The 18845-nt window shown below is 34.2% G+C and carries 14 protein-coding genes; 10 read left to right on the forward strand and 4 right to left on the reverse strand.

The window, feature by feature from the left end; translation table 11 throughout:
* The first annotated feature begins 99 nt into the window (after window positions 1-99).
* The 5 genes from ABUA27_RS07130 (at window position 100) to ABUA27_RS07150 (ending at window position 5061) form a co-directional block, all read left to right on the forward strand.
* Window positions 100-378, forward strand: coding sequence for a glutaredoxin family protein (locus tag ABUA27_RS07130; RefSeq protein ID WP_006504252.1), 279 nt, complete (start codon window positions 100-102; stop codon window positions 376-378).
* A complete protein-coding gene (locus tag ABUA27_RS07135; RefSeq protein ID WP_129981380.1) occupies window positions 378-914 on the forward strand; it encodes a histidine phosphatase family protein in 537 nt (178 codons plus the stop codon). The genes ABUA27_RS07130 and ABUA27_RS07135 overlap by 1 nt, the downstream gene beginning before the upstream one ends.
* Before the next feature lie 81 nt (window positions 915-995).
* Window positions 996-2309, forward strand: a complete 1314-nt coding sequence (locus tag ABUA27_RS07140; protein WP_129981379.1) for a glycoside hydrolase family 32 protein — start codon at window positions 996-998, stop codon at window positions 2307-2309.
* A 218-nt stretch (window positions 2310-2527) separates the two neighbouring features.
* Entirely contained in the window at window positions 2528-3289 is a 762-nt protein-coding gene (locus ABUA27_RS07145; RefSeq protein WP_349820475.1) for an HAD-IIB family hydrolase, read from the forward strand.
* A 38-nt stretch (window positions 3290-3327) separates the two neighbouring features.
* A complete protein-coding gene (locus tag ABUA27_RS07150; RefSeq protein ID WP_129981377.1) occupies window positions 3328-5061 on the forward strand; it encodes an ABC transporter ATP-binding protein in 1734 nt (577 codons plus the stop codon).
* A gap of 23 nt (window positions 5062-5084) precedes the next feature.
* On the opposite strand, the gene ABUA27_RS07155 is transcribed toward ABUA27_RS07150, so the two are convergent.
* The 3 genes from ABUA27_RS07155 to ABUA27_RS07165 are packed head-to-tail and all read right to left on the reverse strand — an operon-like array spanning window position 5085 to window position 7073.
* Window positions 5085-5630, reverse strand: coding sequence for a chromate transporter (locus ABUA27_RS07155; protein WP_129981376.1), 546 nt, complete (start codon window positions 5628-5630; stop codon window positions 5085-5087).
* Window positions 5627-6208 carry a chromate transporter gene (locus tag ABUA27_RS07160; RefSeq protein ID WP_317374788.1) on the reverse strand — a complete coding sequence of 194 codons (582 nt, stop codon included), beginning with the start codon at window positions 6206-6208 and terminating at the stop codon, window positions 5627-5629. The genes ABUA27_RS07155 and ABUA27_RS07160 overlap by 4 nt, the downstream gene beginning before the upstream one ends.
* Before the next feature lie 34 nt (window positions 6209-6242).
* Window positions 6243-7073 carry a DegV family protein gene (locus ABUA27_RS07165; RefSeq protein ID WP_129981374.1) on the reverse strand — a complete coding sequence of 277 codons (831 nt, stop codon included), beginning with the start codon at window positions 7071-7073 and terminating at the stop codon, window positions 6243-6245.
* A gap of 100 nt (window positions 7074-7173) precedes the next feature.
* On the opposite strand from ABUA27_RS07165, the gene ABUA27_RS07170 reads away from it, so the two are divergent.
* Window positions 7174-7704 (forward strand): TetR/AcrR family transcriptional regulator, encoded by a 531-nt coding sequence (locus tag ABUA27_RS07170; RefSeq protein ID WP_129981373.1) that lies wholly within the window; start codon window positions 7174-7176, stop codon window positions 7702-7704.
* Here the strand turns inward: ABUA27_RS07170 and ABUA27_RS07175 are convergent.
* Complete coding sequence (locus tag ABUA27_RS07175) at window positions 7701-8801, reverse strand: pyridoxal phosphate-dependent aminotransferase (RefSeq protein ID WP_349820476.1); 1101 nt, start codon at window positions 8799-8801, stop codon at window positions 7701-7703. The two genes, ABUA27_RS07170 and ABUA27_RS07175, sit on opposite strands and share 4 nt — an antisense overlap.
* A gap of 185 nt (window positions 8802-8986) precedes the next feature.
* On the opposite strand from ABUA27_RS07175, the gene ABUA27_RS07180 reads away from it, so the two are divergent.
* The 4 genes from ABUA27_RS07180 (at window position 8987) to ABUA27_RS07195 (ending at window position 18644) form a co-directional block, all read left to right on the forward strand.
* A complete protein-coding gene (locus ABUA27_RS07180) occupies window positions 8987-9865 on the forward strand; it encodes a PHP domain-containing protein (protein WP_349820477.1) in 879 nt (292 codons plus the stop codon).
* A 363-nt stretch (window positions 9866-10228) separates the two neighbouring features.
* Window positions 10229-13612 (forward strand): family 20 glycosylhydrolase, encoded by a 3384-nt coding sequence (locus ABUA27_RS07185; protein WP_349820478.1) that lies wholly within the window; start codon window positions 10229-10231, stop codon window positions 13610-13612.
* 49 nt (window positions 13613-13661) lie between these two features.
* Window positions 13662-17243, forward strand: coding sequence for a family 20 glycosylhydrolase (locus ABUA27_RS07190; protein WP_349820479.1), 3582 nt, complete (start codon window positions 13662-13664; stop codon window positions 17241-17243).
* A gap of 117 nt (window positions 17244-17360) precedes the next feature.
* Window positions 17361-18644, forward strand: a complete 1284-nt coding sequence (locus ABUA27_RS07195; protein ID WP_349820480.1) for an amidohydrolase family protein — start codon at window positions 17361-17363, stop codon at window positions 18642-18644.
* Window positions 18645-18845 lie beyond the last annotated feature (201 nt).

Consider the following 18845-nt stretch of genomic DNA (forward strand, 5'->3'; position numbering starts at 1 on the left):
TAATCATTTTACTGTTTATATAGATAAAATTGAGGGTAGTGTATTTATGCTATGTGATATAGATTTTTGACACTACCGATAAGAAAGTGAGGGATATATATGAAAAAGATCACAATGTTTTATTTAGAAGAATGTCCATTTTGTCAGAAGGCAAAAAAAGCGATGGATGAACTTATGACAGAAAACAAAGCATATCAGTCATTGGATATAGAAAAAATTGAAGAAAGTGAAAATGTCGCTTTAGCTGAAAATTATGATTATTATGCAGTTCCTTCTTTATTTATTGGAAAAGAGAAGTGCTTTGAATGTACAATCCAGGATGATTTTGATTCAATCAAGGCAAACTTCAAACGTGTCTTTGATGAGGCTTTAAAATAATGGGGCATTTCTATTTTACACGCCATGGTCAGACAATCTGGAATGTAGAAAATAAGATCTGTGGGGCAACGGACATTGCCTTAACAGAATTAGGACATAAGCAGGCTATAGAACTTGGATATTATATTAAGAAACATCATATCCATATAGATCAAATTCTCTATTCACCACTTAGTCGTGCAAAGGATACTGCCTTACATATATCTGAAGTAACAGGTATACCAGCAAGAGAAGAATTAAGACTTAAGGAACAGAACTTTGGGAAATATGAATCTACACCTAGAGATGGAGAAGAATTCAAGCAGGCAAAGACATGTTTTGTGAACTCTTTTGAAGGAGGAGAAACAATGTTGCATCTTGCTCATCGTATCTATAGTTTATTAGATGATGTGAAGAAGGATGATCAGCATGTTTATCTTTTAGTTGCCCATAATGGTATTTCGCGTATTATTGAATCTTATTTCCATGATATGACTAATGATGATTTTTCTGCCTTTGGTATAAAAAACTGCGAATTAAAGAAGTATGAGTATTAAGAAGTACAACAAGTACTTCTTTTTTTTGTTGAATATGTGACCGATTTCATTATAATAAGATAGTGATGGAGGAATAATAGAATGAGACCAAAAATACACTTTACAGCACCTAGAAACTGGATCAATGATCCTAATGGGCTAACTTATTTTAATGGAGAATATCATATCTTCTACCAGCATTTCCCATATGATACATCATGGGGTACAATGCATTGGGGACATGCAGTCACTAAGGATTTCCAGACATTCAAGCATCTTCCAATCGCTTTATATCCTTCTAAGGATTATGACAGAAACGGAATCTTCTCAGGTTCAGCACTTAACTACAATGGTAAGATGTATTTATATTACACTGCCATTAAGTATGGTATTGAAAATCCTGAATATATCCATAAGCCACTTATTAAAGATGATCTCATTGCATCACAGGCATTATTAATCAGTGAAGATGGTTACCACTTCAACAACAAAGAATCTAAATACAAGGTTGTTGATGTAATTACTGATTCTTCTTTAGGACATGATCAGCATACAAGAGATCCTAAAGTCTGGTTAGGTAAGAATGGACATGTTTATATGATCCTAGGAAGTAAGGTTCCAAATGGGGATGATTTTGATGGAGAAGTATTATTCTACGAAAGTGAAGACGGAATGACATTTACTTATAAGAATAGATTCGTCGATTCTTCAATTGGAAACATGTGGGAATGTCCAGATCTATTTGAATTAGATGGACAGTACTTCTTAGTCTTCTCACCTGAAAACTTAGATGGATATCCACGTCCTAATAGTAATGCGGCTATTATGCCAGTCAACTTTGATGAAGAAACATGTACAATGTCTAAGGCGGGAGACCTTATGTTTATTGACTATGGCTTTGATTTCTATGCTCCTCAGACATTCTTAGATGAAAACAATAAACGTACTATTTTAGGATGGATGAGAATGAAGGAAGTCTTAGAAGGTGAAGAATGGATTGGTTTATTCACAATGCCACGTCATCTTTCTTGTAAAGACGGGCATGTTTATCAGGATGTACATCCATTAATTAAGAATACGTTTGTGCATACAACAGATACTATTGATTTTGATGAACCTTTCTTAATGAAAACAACACTAGAAGACTATGAAACAATCACTTTAGGCGGTGTTAAGATTTCTTATGTTGATGATCAGTTAGTCGTAGATCGTACAGCTGTATCTGTGAATAATGATGAACTATACAATATTCATAAAACACCTGTATTAAATGGTCAGTGTGATTTAGAAATCTATTACGATGAAGGTGTTATCGAAATCTTTGTGAATAATGGTTATTATGTAGTGAGTCAGATTATCTACCATCTACAGGAAGAAGACACACATATCTCAGACTGCACAATCTATACAAGATAAATCATTTGCATATTTCCTTATAAATTGTATATAGTTAGTATGTACTAACTAGGAGGTATACATATGATGAGAGATATACTTGTGATTTTGTGTTCACTTGGATTTGTATGTATCAGTCAAAAAGTGAAGACACAATTAAAATATTATGCATACATAAATCAGAAGGGACATTAATCTCTTCTGATTTTTTTGATAGAATAGATACAAGGGGGGACTATATGATGAGAAAAGTATTATTTTTTGATATCGATGGTACATTGGCTATTCATGGACATATTCCAGAATCTAATCAGAAAGCGTTAGAAGCATTAAAAGAGAAGGGGTATGATACATTTGTTTGTACAGGACGTGCACCTTATTATGCAGAGAATCTTTTTGGAAAACTTGTTTCAGGTATTATTTCATGTAATGGGCGCTATATCAGTTATAAGAGTGAAAAACTTTATGGCGTTCCATTTACACAAGATGAAGTAGATATCCTTAAGCATAAGTTAGATAATTTAGAATGTGGAGGACTTTTTGTCTCTGATACATTCTCTAGTCCTTATCATCTAGAAGGAGACGAACTCACACATATAAAGAAAGAATATGGTGAAGAACATATTAAAGACGAAGAAGGTACTTATTACACATGTGACCTCTTCTATGACACGTTAGAAAAGAGAGATGCGATGATAGAAGCGTTTAAAGATGATCGAATTATTAATGATCATGGTGGCATGGGTTCATGTGATACATCGATTCTTGTTTTTGATAAAGGACATGCAATCAAGTATGTTATTGATTATTTCTCACTTACTAAAAAGGATGCCTATGCATTTGGTGATGGTTATAATGATCAGGCGATGTTTAGAGAAGTAGGACAACGCATAGCGATGGGAAATGGTGTAGATGTCTTAAAAGAAAAAGCAACTTATATCACTGATACAGTGGATAATGAAGGAATCTATAAAGCTTTGAAACATTATGAGTTACTTTAAGTTTGAAATATGGCATAATAATCCGAGGGAGGATCACTATGAAACAAAAAACGGATTTTCAAACATTTATATCTTACTTTAAACCACATCGTCGTCTATTTTTTCTAGACCTTGCATGTGCGTTAATGATTTCTTTAATTGATCTTGCTTTTCCATTTGTCTCTAGATGGTGTATGTATACATTACTACCAAATAGTATTTATAAGACATTCTGGATGGTTATGATCATCTTCTTATTGGCTTATTTAGTGCGTTCATTCTTTACTTATATAATTTGTTATTATGGGCATACATTTGGTATTCTTGTAGAAGCAGATATGCGTAAAGACTTATTTGAACATATGCAGTCATTAAGTTATGGTTATTTTGATAATAATCGTATTGGACAGTTAATGAGCCGTTTAACGACTGATTTATTTGATATCACAGAACTTGCACATCATGGACCAGAAGACTTATTCATCTCTACTGTGACTATTATTGGTTCTATTATTATCATGTTCACAATTGAATGGCGTTTAGCTTTGGTTATTGCGATTATGATACCTGTTTTCATACTTGTTGTATGGAAATCACGTCACTCTATGAGTGAAGCTTCAATTCGTGTTAAGCAGAAGGTTGCAGTCATCAATACTGATATCGAATCAGGACTCACTGGTATGAAAACAGCCAAGGCTTTTGCGAATGAAACAATTGAACAACAGAAGTTCAATACATCCAATGATACATATAAAACATCTAAGAAACAATTCCATAAAGCTATGGGACGATTTAATGCGATTATGGAATTCTTTATGTGTACATTATCACTGATCGTTATTGCGGTAGGTGGAGCCCTTATTATGCAGGGTAAGATGGATACAATTGATCTTATTACCTTTAGCTTATATGTTTCTACATTTGTGAATCCAGTACGTAAGTTATCTAACTTTGCGGAATTATTTGCGAATGGGACTGCAGGTCTCCATCGTTTTGTAGAACTACTTAACACAAAACCTCAATTAGAAGATCGTCCTGATGCAAAAGAACTTACAAATGTATCTGGACAGATTGATATTGATCATGTCAGCTTTGCGTATGAAGAAGATAGAAATATCTTAACAGATATTGATTTACATATTCATCCAGGTGAAACAGTTGCGTTAGTAGGATCTTCAGGAGGAGGTAAAACTACTTTATCTCAGTTGATTCCTAGATTCTATGATGTTACTAAAGGGGCTATCTTAGTAGATGGTCATGATGTCAGAGATGTGACTCAAACATCATTACACAACAACATTGGTGTTGTTTCTCAGGATGTCTTCTTATTTGCGGATAGTATTGCGGAAAATATCCGTTATGGTAAATTAGATGCGACAATGGAAGATATCATTGAAGCTGCAAAACTCGCAGAAATCTATGATGATATCATGGAAATGCCTGATGGATTTGAAACTAATGTAGGAGAACGTGGTGTATTATTATCTGGAGGACAGAAACAGCGTATTTCTATCGCAAGAATATTCTTAAAGAATCCACCAGTACTTATTCTAGATGAAGCCACAAGTGCATTAGATAGTGTCACTGAAGCTAAGATTCAGGAAACATTTGATAAGTTATCACAGGGACGTACTACTATTGTGATTGCGCATCGTTTATCTACAGTCAAGAATGCAGATCGAATTGCGGTTATTGATGAAGGAAGAATCATTGAACTAGGAACGCATCATGAATTATTAGAAAAAAATGGTGCTTATGCGCAACTTGTACATACACAGGAATTGATGAAATAAGAAAACGACCTCGCGGTCGTTTTTTAAATAAAGTAATAAATTGTATTCATAACTCCAGCAAGGAGCATAACAAGAATAGGATCCCATTTATACTTAGTAAGTAATATAACACATATACCAAATATCACTACAAGATGGATCTTAAATATATTGAAACTTTCGCCAAAGAATGCAGTAGTAAGAATAGAGACACCTGCAGTCGCAATTAAAGCAACAACGGCTGGTCTTAACATCTTTAAGACGTTCTGTAATTGATCCATATGTCGATATTTGAGATAGAAATAACTGATAATACCTACAATAATACATGAAGGTAATACACAGCCAATAGTGGCACATATTGCGCCAGGAATACCAGCAATCTTGATTCCTACAAAAGTTGCTGAATTGATTGCGATAGGACCGGGAGTCATCTGTGAAATAGATATAAGATCAGTGAATTCAGAAACAGATAACCAATGATGGGCTGTAATCACCTGCTGCTTAATAAGCGGCATAGCTGCATAACCACCACCAAAACTAAATGCACCGACCTGCAAGAAACTTAAGAATAATTGTAGATAAATCATGACTGTACCCCTTTCATAGAACAAAGTAATCCAATCATGATACAAACAATAATTACTATCATGACATTAATATTAAATATATAGTTTGCGACAAAAGCCCCAATCATAATAATAGGATAAAGCTTATTTTTCTCTTTTAACAGTCCGCTACCCATTTCGAAGCATACAGATGCAATAACTGCGCCTACTCCTGCCTGCATCCCTTCTAACATAAGAGAAACAATCAGATTAGTCTTAAATATTTCATAAAAGACAGAAATGCCAGATATGATTACAAAAGGAGGAATAATAGTAGCGAGTACAGAAATAAATATACCAAGAAGTCCTGCCATCTTATATCCAACTACAATGGCACCATTGACCGCAATAGGTCCTGGTGCACTTTGCGCAATAGCTACTAAATCTAACATTTCATCTTCATCAATCCAATGATAATCATCCACAAACTTCTTTCTCATTAAAGAGACGATGACATATCCACCTCCAAAAGTAAAAGCACTTAAGTAGAGAGTAGAAAAGAATAGTTTTACTAATTTATTCTTCAAAGTATTCACCTTCCTATCTCCTGTATTATACATTTTAGAGATGAAAAAAACCAGTTTCTCAACTGGTTTAACATTCACACCCTACAAGTAGTCCACCTATTTCAGCATAATAAGTACATAGACCACCCATTGGATATACAATAATATCTGCATGTGGATAAAGTTCTAAAATCTTATCTCTGACACTATGTGCAAGTTTTAAATTATCTGCATGTGAGATACGTATCTTACCACCATGGTATCCTGCATTTTCAAGATGTTCAATCATTGATTTCACTACTTTCTTTTCACCACGACATTTACTGATCTGCTGGATAGTACCTTCTTCACTGGCAGTTGCGAAAATAGAAATATTTAATACACCAATTGCAGAAGCAACTGCTTTACTTACACGTCCATTCATCGCAAAGTTATGTAATGATTTTAATGCGAAGAACAATCTGGTGTGATTAAGATAGTCTTGTCCTTTTTCTACAATTTCCTCAAATGGTAGATCTTCTTCAATCATTTCTTTTAACTTTTCAATAAGTAATCTCATTTCAGGACCTGTAGATAAACTATCAAATACATGGACCTTTACATTTTCATTTTCTTCTTCATAAATACCTTTGGCTGTCATGGCAGAGTTATAAGTGCCAGACATAGAACCAGTTAAAGTAACAACGAATACTTCATCAAATCCTTCATAACAATCTAACCAAGACCCTACACTTGGACATGCAGTATGTGATGTGCCTTTATAGCTTGCAAGATCTTCAGACATTAAATGAACATCTAGGTCCTGATTGTCTACATAGTGTTTATTATCAGTAGAAATAGTAATCGGTGCTACCGCAAAATCAACGCCATTTAATTCCCACATATCACAAGATGAGTCAGCTACAATTTTTCTTTTCATGCGAAAAACCTCCCTATTAATACTATTGTAGTTTAAATTGTGAAATGATACAATTTACAAAGAGGAAGTTTATGTAAATATTTGTTCAGAGGTGCAGTTTATGGACGCAAATAAGAAAACACAAAGAAATAGATTTACAAGAATGTGTATCGGAGAAGCGATTGTAGAACTTATGAAGAGAGAAACTCTCGATAAGATTACAGTAAGTCAGATAGCGAAAAAGGCTGGTATTTCACGTATGACTTATTATCATTATTATGATTCTAAGGTGAACGCGATAGAAGACTATCTACGTGAAATCATTATTCAATATTTGACAGAACATAAAAAACGTCCTAAAGGAGAACGTTTTATGGAATATTCACATATCTTGTTTTCAATAGAATTCTTTGATCAGTATGCGACATTCTTTATTATCATGGAAAGACAAGGTCTTTATTCTGTATTAGTGAATGCAGTCAACCATTTCATGGTAGAACTCTATTCTGATCATAAAGATATGATTTATCGTGCGTATTACTATGCAGGTGCTTTACTCAATACATTTATTAATTGGGAAAAGACAGGAAAACTTGTTTCGGCACAGGAAGTAGCCAAGATGATCAGTGAAAGTGCACCACAGATGCCTTAATAATGAGGCATCTTTTTTTTCATATCTTTTAATTTATCTAATGCGGCAAGAAGTCTTTCATCCTTCTTTGCAAAATGAAAACGAATGAGGTGATTTACATTTTCTTTAAAGAAGCTAGAGCCAGGAACAGCCCCTACACCTACAATACGAGCAAGATCTTCACAGAACTTCACATCGTCGTCATAACCAAATTCAGATATATCTACAAGGACATAATAAGCACCTTGTGGCTCGGTATATTTAATACCAAGTTCTCTTAAACCATTACAGAATAAATCTTTCTTATGTGTATATAATGCCTGTAGTTCTTTATAGTAGTCTTCTCCAAATTCAAGTCCTACAACGGCTGCTTCCTGGAGTGGTGCACTTGCACCAACTGTTAAGAAGTCATGTACTTTCTTTGCGACATCAATAATATGCTCAGGTGCAATAATATAGCCTAAATGCCATCCAGTAATAGAATAAGTCTTACTTAATGAACTGCATGAGATTGTTCTTTCAAACATACCTGGAAGAGAAGCAAAATACACATGTTTATTTGGTGCATAGATAATATGTTCATAGACTTCATCCGTAATGATATATGTATCATACTTCACTGCAAGTGAGGCAATATATTCTAATTCTTCTCTAGTAAAGACCTTACCACATGGGTTAGAAGGGTTACAAAGAATGAGTGCTTTAGGATGCTGTTTAAAGGCATCTTCTAATTCTTTCTTATCAAAGTTGAATAGTGGGGGATGTAATGGAACATAAATAGGTTTGGAATCAGATAAAATGGCATTAGCCCCATAGTTTTCATAAAAAGGTGAAAATACAACAACCTTATCTCCTGGATCACAGACAGTCATCATGGCTTCTGTAGAACCACATGTCACAACAATATTCTTGTTAGGATCGATAGGTAAACCCATATAGTTTTCCTGTTTATTTGCGAGTGCTTCTCTAAAGTTCTGTGCACCCCAGGTAATCGCATATTGATGATAATCTTCATGAGATACTTCAGCTAAACGATCACATATTTCTTTGGGTGGATCAAAATCAGGGAAACCTTGAGATAAATTAATAGCGTTATATTTTAAATATACTCTTGTCATTCTTCTTATAACTGAATCAGTAAATGTATCAGTACATGAGATAACATCATAAAACCAACTCCTTTTTTAAATAAATTATCACAATGATTAATATTTGTCACGTAAAATATATTTTCAGAATATGAATTATCTGAAGTTGATTTGTTGTTCATGATATGATGAATGTGTATGCGAGGAGGAAATATATGATTGATTTACATATGCATAGTTTCTATAGTGATGATGGTGAATATACACCAACACAGTTAGTAGATATGTGTCACGAATCAGGTATCCAGATTATGGCTATTGCGGATCATAACTGGATTAAAGCGAATAATGAAGCATCTTTAAGATGCAAGGAATTAGATATGACTTATATACCAGCAATTGAATTAGATTGTACCTATAAGGGTGTGAATCTTCATGTTGTAGGATATGGCATTGATGATTCAGAAGAATTTAATAGGCTTGGTGAAAGTATTGAGAAACAGGAACAGACATGCAGCTTAAAGAAACTAGAATTGACTAATAATCTTGGTTTTGAATTAGATAAAGCGCAGTTAGATGGCTTATCTTCTAATGGTGTTTATACGGGGGAAATGTTTGGTGAAGCCTTATTAAATGATCCACGTTATATTGATCATGAATTATTAAAATCTTATCGTGAAAATGGATCTAGAAGTGATAATCCTTTTGTGAATTTCTATTGGGATTATTATGCACAGGGTAAACCTTGTTATACGGAGGTTAAGTTTCCTACATTAGAAGACACAATTAAACTGATTAATGAACATGGTGGAGTTGCAGTCTTAGCCCATCCGGGGAATAATCTTAAAGGACAGTTTGAATTATTGGATGAAATGGTCACATTAGGACTACAGGGTGTTGAATGTTTCTCTAGTTATCATTCAGAAGAAGTGAATCGGTACTTCTATAATAAGGCAAAAGAACTAAATATTCTTTATACATGTGGCAGTGATTTCCATGGTAAGACAAAACCATCTATTAAGTTAGGTGAACATCATAGCGATGTAGAAGAAGAGATAAAAGATAATTTGAAGAAGTATCTTGGGATAGGTTGAATAACGTATTTAGGCTTATAATAGACGCATATAATAATAATGTATAGAAATATTAAGTGATGTGTTTAAATAATAGACATTCAAAAAATCCACTATATATCAATATAAATTCACTTTACATAAATTATATAATGAAAAAAATACGAATGTAATTTTATTACAATTTGTAAGCGTATATTGTTGACGTATCATTTAAAACTCATGTATACTGATGTCGAAGGATTGTTACTTTAAGTAGGCAAGACCGTCATTCACACGCCCTTTTTAGGGTATCGTGAATGCGGTCTTTTTTTGTTTCAATCTATCAAATTTAAGAGTGGAGGTGAAATCTTTAGTCTTATCAACAAAGAAAGAGGTGAAATAATGAAAGGGAAAAAAATTGTTGAAGTAGGCTTAGCTGCAATTATTGCGCTATCGGGAGTTGCTTCTGCGGCTGCACCAGCTTTTGCGGCACCTAATGTGATTTATCCAAATGTACAGAGCTACACAAAGGATTCAGACACATTTACATTGCCAAAGAAAAGCCGTTTACTTGTGGTTTCAAATGAAAAGACACTTAATAATGAAGTGCTATTACGTGATTTGAAACGTGCAAGTTCGCAGTTAGCAGACAGAGGTGTTTTAGCAGAAGCACCACAGATTGTTTTTGGTACATTAGAAAATGCTGCAGATAATGACATCATTGTAAAAATGGGAACTAATCCAGATTTAACTGGTAAAAATGATGCTTATGCAGTAGATATTAAGAATAATATTACTATTTCTGCAGAAGATGAAACAGGAATCTATTATGGTTTAACATCTGTGATTCAGATGTTAATTGAAGGTGACAATGTTTTAACTAAGGGAAATATTATTGACTATTCTGATGTTGAAGACCGCTCATTCCATTTGGACTGTGCAAGAAAATTTTTCACAAAGGATTGGATCATTTCATTAATTAAAGATTTATCTTGGCAGAAATACAATTCAATTCAGCTTCATTTCTCTGAAAACGAAGGTTTTAGATTACAGAGTGATACTCTTGAAGCAATTGATGGCTTCCAGTATGTAAACAACCAGTATCTCACTAAACAGGATATGTTAGAAATTATTCGGGTTGCAAATGAATATCATATCGAAGTTATCCCATCTTTAGACTCTCCAGGTCACCTTGGTGCAGTTCTAAGATATTTACCATCTGACTATAGCTGTGCAAGCTTATTCCCATCTGATGGTAGAAGAGCACAGTGCTTTAATATCTTTACAAATGACGAAGCACGCGGCTTCTTAATCGATTTAATGACAGAATTTATTGATTTCTTCTCAGAAGCTGGATGTAAGAGATTTAACATTGGTGGAGATGAATTCTTAGAAAAATTCTCTAACTTCTCTAATGAACAGTATGTACAGATCATGGAATACTTCAATGAAGTATCTGCAATCGCTAAGTCAAAGGGTATGACTCCTAGAACTTGGAACGATGGTGTGATGTATGGAAATTATACTGGATATAAGTTAGATCCAGATATCGAAATCTGTTATTGGGCTGCTCCACAGAACTGTGCAAGTATCGAAAAGTTTGTACAGAATGGTAACAAAGTTATCAACTTCTCTGACACTTACATGTATTATGTATTATCTTCTTGGTGGTTACAAAATGCATGTCCTGAAGGAGATAGAATTTATAGAGAATGGAATCCAGGTAAGTTCTCTACATTACAGGGTGGTATTCCACAGACTTATAGCAAACCTTACGCAAACTTTGTAAAGGGTGGTTCTTATGCAGTTTGGTGTGACGTTCCAGGTTATATGACACAGGACTCAGTGGCCAATAACATCTTTTATAGAACACGTGCAACTGCGTATAAGATGTGGAACACATCAGATTCAATGCCTGAATATGCTGATGTAAAGAAGGCATTTGATAAGATTGGACGCGTTCCTGGTTATAAGAGTGTCCTACCAGAACCGGGTCAGGTTCTTTATGAAGGGCAGTCTGTTGCACTTACAATTGAATATAAGAATGAATTTGGACAGACAATTGAACCTACAGAAACTTTATATGGCTTAAAGGACAATGAATACACTATTGAACCTAAGGAACTTTATGGTTATAAGTTTGAAAAAGCAAGTGAATCATTAACTGGTACATATAAAGAAAACAAAACAATCACTTTAACTTATAAGACATTTACTGACAAGGAAGCATTAATCAAAGAAGTGAATAATGCATTAGTGATCAAGGATTATATTCCTGAAACAGTAAAGGAATATAAAGATGCTTTAGACGCTTCGAAAGACGTTAAAGAAGATCCTACAGCAGGACAGAAGAAAGTTGATGAAACATTAGCTGCACTTCGTACTGCAAAAGAAAAAGCTGTAAAGGCTAAATTCTATAAGTTATACGTAGAAGCTTATTATCCAGTAAGTGATGCTGCTTATGCATCTGGATATCAGGCTTATATGAATGCCGTTAATAACGGAAAAAACACTCTTAAAGATGAAAACTTAGATGTTGAAACAGCTGAAGCTGCTTATAATAACATCATGAATGCGAAGAAAGCATTAATTAAAAAAGCTGCAGATAAGCCTACTATTTCTGCAACTAAGGGATACTATGGCTGGTACTCATACAACAATATGATTGATGGTAACCGTAATTCTAAGTGTTGGTTTGGTGCTAACCAGACAGCTGGGGATGAAGTGTTATTCACATTCCCAGGTAAAGTAAAATTATCAGGTGTGAATGTTGTACAGGCAGACCAGGGTGATATTTTACGTGATGCTGAGGTTCAGATTTCTGCTGATAAGGTAAACTGGACAACAGTAGGTACATTAAAGGGTACAGATCCATTAGAAAAGAGATTTGACTTTGATGCTCAGGAAATAAAGTATGTAAGAATCTACATCAATTCAGGATATGGTGCTTGGTATCAGATTTCTGAAGTTGAGTTCGTATTAGAATCCATTGGTGAAGATACTACATTAAAAGACTTGATTGAAAAAGCTAAGGAAGAAGATTTAGAAGGCAAGACAGTTGCATCTAGAGATGAATTCTTAGAAGCTCTTATTGAAGCTCAGAAGGCATTAGTGGCTGAAGATATCAAAAATGAAGAAGTCATCAATCGCTTAAATAAGGCTATTGAAGGTTTAGTTGATGCACCTGTTGTGAATACAGATGCTCTTGATGAAGCAATTGCTAAGGCTAATGCTTTAACTGAAGAAGAAGTAAATAAAGCAATTAAAAAGAACGTTGAAGTATTCAACAAAGCATTAGCTGATGCCAAGGCTGTTCTTGCGAAGGATGAACCTACTCAGGAAGAAATCGATGCAGCAGTTAAGACATTAAATGAAGCATTAGATGGATTAAAGGTTATTAGAGGTAATCCAGAAGCTTTTAATTCAGCTCTTGAAGCTGCTAGTAAGAAAGACGAAAGCAAATATACTGCTGAATCTTGGGCATCATTAATGGCTGTAGTAGAAGAAGTAAAGGCTATTGACTTAGAAAATGCAACTCAGAAAGAAATTGATGAAGCTGCAGCTAAGTTAAATAAAGCAGTAGACGCATTAGAAGAAAAGGTTGTAATTGAACCAGAAAAACCAACTGTTCCAGAAAAACCAACTGAAAAGCCAGCAACTAAACCAGAAGATAAGAAGGATGACACTGTTAAGACAGGTGATTCTACTATGATTTTAGGTATGGTTGCATTAATGGCTGTTTCAGCTATCGTTTATATCTCTTTAAAAAGAAAAAAATTTAATTAATACGTAAGAGGCAGGTTTGCCTGCCTCTTACTTGATAGGGAATGATACAATGAACAAGAATAATATGAAACGTGTGTTAATGAGCGTTATGCTCGTTTCTTCTATGACTCTTTCAAGTGGTGCTATTGTGGCTCAAGCGTACAATGGTACATCAGCTATTACTGAAAGAACAATGACTAATGAACAGCTCGTTGCTGCAACAACACCTATCCTACAGTCATATACTAAAGATGCGTCTGATAAGACATGGGTTATGACTAAGGATTCAAAGTTCGTTATTGTAGCTAATGAAGCTAACTTAAAGAATGAAAGACTTGCTGAAATTGTTAAATTAGTGAATTCTGAATTCATGGCAAAACAGATTGTTTCTAGTGATGCTCAGGCTATGCTTTATAATCAGGACGGAACACCAACTGATATCACTATTGATATTAAGCCTGTATCAGAAATTACTGATAAGACTACAAGTAAAGAAGCTTATAAGATTACAATTGATGACACTGGTATCCATTTAACTGGTGCAAGTGAAACAGCTGTATTATATGGTTTACGTACTATTGAACAGCTTTCAATTGCGAATAATAACACTTTAGCTTATGGTGAAATCGTAGACTATCCTAATGTTGCTGAACGTCGTATTCATGTAGATATGGCTCGTAAGTATATTTCTAAAGAATGGTTCATCAGACAGATCAGAGAAATGTCTTACTTCAAGATGAATGCAATCCAGATGCATTTCTCAGAAAACCTAGGTTTCCGTATTGAATGTGAAACAGATCCATCAATCGTATCTGAACAGCATTTAACTAAAGCTGATGTAAGAGAAATTCTTGCTGAAGCAAAGAAATATGGTGTGAAAGTTATTCCATCATTTGACTCTCCAGGCCATGTTGACCAGATTTTAAGAGCACATCCAGAATATGGACAGAAAGATAAATATGGTAATAATTATAAATCAGGTTTAGATGTTACTAATCCTGAAGCGATTAAGTATATTTATAGCTTATATGATGAATATATGGAATTATTTAAAGGATGTACAGATTTCCACATCGGTGGGGATGAATATATGGAATTTGACCGTGCACCTTTCACTACTCAGTACAAAGAAGTACTAGATAACTATGCAAGAGAAAACATTGATCCTAATGCAACTTGGAAAGATGTTATTGCGAAATATATCAATGACTTAGCAGAACATGTACATGAAAAAGGATTTACTCCACGTATTTGGAATGATGGTATCTACTATGGAGAAAATTCCTGGGGACAGAATAAACAGATGATCAAAATGCATAAGTATATTGGTATTGATTTCTGGAGTCAGATGTCTTGGAACTATAGTATCGCAAAACTTCAGACATTCTTAGATAAGGGTCATGATACTATTTATAACGTAAATGCTAGTTTCTTCTATTATGTATTAAGACCATCAATGCCAAATGATGGACGTAAACAGCATTCATTTGATAATTTGAATTCTGATAAGTTAATCTTTGACGAATGGACTCCAGGTAAATTCCAGGCGAATACTATTGCTGATGATAACCCAGCTATTAAGGGTGCATCACTTGCAATCTGGTGTGATAAGGCTGATGTATGTGATGAAGATACTATTACTGAAGATATCGCAAATGAAATGCGTGCACTTGCTACTAAAGCATGGAATACAAAGTCTAATAGTATTATTTCTCATAACCAGTTTAAGGCTAATTATGCAAAGCTTGGACATGTTGCAGCATTTGATAAGGGTTCTACTTTACCAGATTCTGGATCAATCTTACCAGCTGATTCTTTAGGTAAAGTAACTATTAAATATGTAGATAAAGATGGTAAGGAATTAAAGAGTCCTGTAACTCGTTATGGTAATATCGGTGATGAATATAACTTCACTGCTGAAAAGATTTATGGTTATCGTTTAGTGTCTGATAAAGATAGTGCAACTGGTACATATAGTAAGAAGGGTGATACTTTCACTTTCACTTATGAAATCTACACAGATAAAACTGACTTAAAGGCTGCTTTAGATAATTGTTTAAATGAAAATGTATACATTGGTGCAACACTAGGTGAATATAAAACTGCATTAGATGAAGCACAGAAACTTTATGATGATAAGGATGCATTACAGCAGGATGTAGATGCTATCTTGACTACGTTAAATAACGCTAAGAAGAAAGCAGTTAAACGTGCTTATTATGCATTATGGGTAGAAGTAGAAAACCCAATGGCTGATAATGGATATGCATCTGGATATCCTGAATATTTAGAAGCTGTAAAGAATGGTAAGAAGGTTCTTTATGGTGAAGAAGTGACTGATAAATCAGTAAAGACTGCATATGATGAATTAGTTGCTGCTAGAAATGGTTTAATGAAACGTGATGGTACTGTTCCTGGTATTGAAGCATCTGATGGATATTGGCAGTTAGGTGTATCTCCAAGTGATAAATATAGCTATGAAAAGATGTTTGATGGTAATAGAGAGACATTCGCTTGGTTCAATGATGCTCAGAAGGTAGGTAAACATATTACATTTACATTACCTAAGACAGTAAATATGAGTGGTATTAAGATTTCTGCACCTGAAAGACCAGGCTCAGATATTATTAAGAATGCGGATATCATGGTTTCTACAGATAAAAAAAACTGGACAACTGTAGGTAATTTAAGAATGACTGCAGATACTCTTGAACAGTCATTTAGATTTGATAAACAGTCAGTGAAGTATGTAAAATTTGTGATGAAAGAAGCAAGTGAAAGCTGGTATAAGATTGCAGAAGTACAGTTTACTTATGATCAGGTTGAAGAAACAACTGAACTTAAAGATTTATTAACAGAAGCTTATAATCAGGATTTAACTGATAAGACAAGTGATTCTGTTGATACATTCTTAGACGCATTAGTAGAAGCACAGAAAGCTTATGCAAGAGAAGATTTAAATAATGAGGAAGTAATCAATGCATTACGTACAGCTATGAAGAACTTAAAGGTAGTTTCTAAAGTAAATAAGGCTGATCTTGAAAAAGCAGTGACTAAAGCTGAAGCTATCTCTGAAGAAATATTAAATAAGGCTGTGAAGAAAGCACGTGATGCATTTACTAAGGCATTAAATGATGCAAAAGCTGTATTTGAAAACAAAGATGCTTCTCAGGAAAAAGTCAATGAAGCAACTAAGAAGCTAGAAGACGCTATTAAGGGCTTAGATGTTCTTAAGGGTGATACAACTGCTTTAGATGCAAAACTTGCTGAAATTAAGAAATTAGATGAAATTAAGTATACTGAAGAATCTTGGACTGCATTAATGAATGTTGTTGCAGAAGCTAAGGGTCTTGACAAAGAAAATGCAACTCAGGTAGAAGTGGATGAAGTTGTGGCTAAGTTAACTAAAGCAGTAAATGCTTTAGAAGAAAAGGTTGTAATTGAACCAGAAAAACCAACTGTTCCAGAAAAACCATCTGAAAAGCCTGAAATTAAGCCAGAAACAAAACCAGAAGTGAAACCTGAAACTAAGCCAGAAGATAAGAAGGATGATACTGTTAAGACAGGTGATCCAACTTCATTATTCGGATTAGTATCTGCTATGGCTTTATCTCTAGCAGGTTTTGTATCTGTGAAGAGGAAAAAAGACTAAATCTTTGAAGGGATAGTGTAATGCTATCTCTTCTTTTTTCTTACAAAAGAAGTGAGATGTACAAATTATAATGTGAAGTGAATATGATATCATAGATATAAGAGAGGGGTGAGCATAATGAAGGATGCTTATATTAATGGAAAAATAATAGATGGTACCAAGGAGATGCAGGTTAAGAAAGGTTACGCTATTCTTGTAGAACAGGGAAAAATTAAGAATATTGTTTTACAAGAAGAAGCTGATTTAACAGGTTATAATGTAGTTAATTTAAAAGGGAACTATATTATGCCAGGTCTTATTAATATGCATGTACACTTAGCTGGTAATGGGAAACCACAAAAGAAACAGAGAGATAATGCAAAGTTAGTAAACTTCTTAATGAGTAATCCACTTACTCGTGCTATTGCTCATAATATGGTGAGTGGGTTTGCAGAAATGGAGTTACTCAGTGGTGTCACTACGATTAGAATAGTAGGTGGTATTAGAGATTTTGATACACGTGTACGTGATGAAATTAATTGTGGGAAGAAGAGAGGTCCACGTATTTTAGCAGGTAATGAAGGCATTTCAGTCCCTCATGGTCATATGGCAGGGAGTGTAGCAATTGCAGCTGAAACAATTGATGATGCACTTTTACAGGTAAGTAAAGCAAAGGAACAAAATGTCGATTTAATTAAATTAATGATTACAGGTGGTGTTCTAGATGCAAAGGAAAAGGGTGTTCCTGGAGAATTAAAGATGGCTCCTGAAATGGTTAAAGCGGTTTGTGATAAAGCACATGAATTAGGCTTTAAAGTTGCTGCTCATGTAGAATCATCTGATGGTGTCAGAGTGGCTTTGGAAAATGGTGTAGATTCGATTGAGCATGGGGCAAAACTCGATGATCATATGATAAAGTTATTTAAAGAAAATCATGCATTCCTATGTACTACATTATCACCAGTCTTACCATATGCTTTATTTGATCGTTCTATTACTGACGCATCAGAAGTAGAACAATTCAATGGTAAAGTCGTATTTGATGGAATTATAGAATGTGCGAAACAGGCATTAGAAAATGATATTCCTATTGTATTAGGGAATGATGTAGGATGTCCTTGGATTACACAATATGACTTCTGGAGAGAACTATATTACTTCCATAAGTATGTTGGTGTAAGTAATGCATATGCAATTTATTGTGCGACATTACAGGCGGCTAGAATGGCTGATATTGATGATGAGACAGGTTCTATTGAAGTAGGTAAGTCAGCTGATATGATTGCCACAAAGGATAATCCATTAGATGATTTACTGGCATTAAGACATATTGAATCTGTTATCATGAGAGGTCATAGAATTGATCATCCTACTAATAAAATCAATGAACAGGTAAAAACTGAATTAGATAAGTTCTTATAATCCCTTCTGACGAAGGGGTTTTGAGTATTTACACACAATATATATGAGTTCACTATTATTTATATCTATAACCAAAAAACAATTATTAACTAATAATATACATGTAGTAGAAGAGAGATTTACCGATAGTGTCAAGAATCTTGTGTAAATTCTTATTTCCTGTAAATTAAGTTTTCAGTAGATAAGGTTAGTTGTTATCTA

This window comes from Catenibacterium sp. RTP21428st1_D7_RTP21428_210409 (assembly GCF_040227455.1).
GTDB classification, from domain to species: Bacteria; Bacillota_I; Bacilli_A; order Erysipelotrichales; family Coprobacillaceae; genus Catenibacterium; species Catenibacterium mitsuoka_A.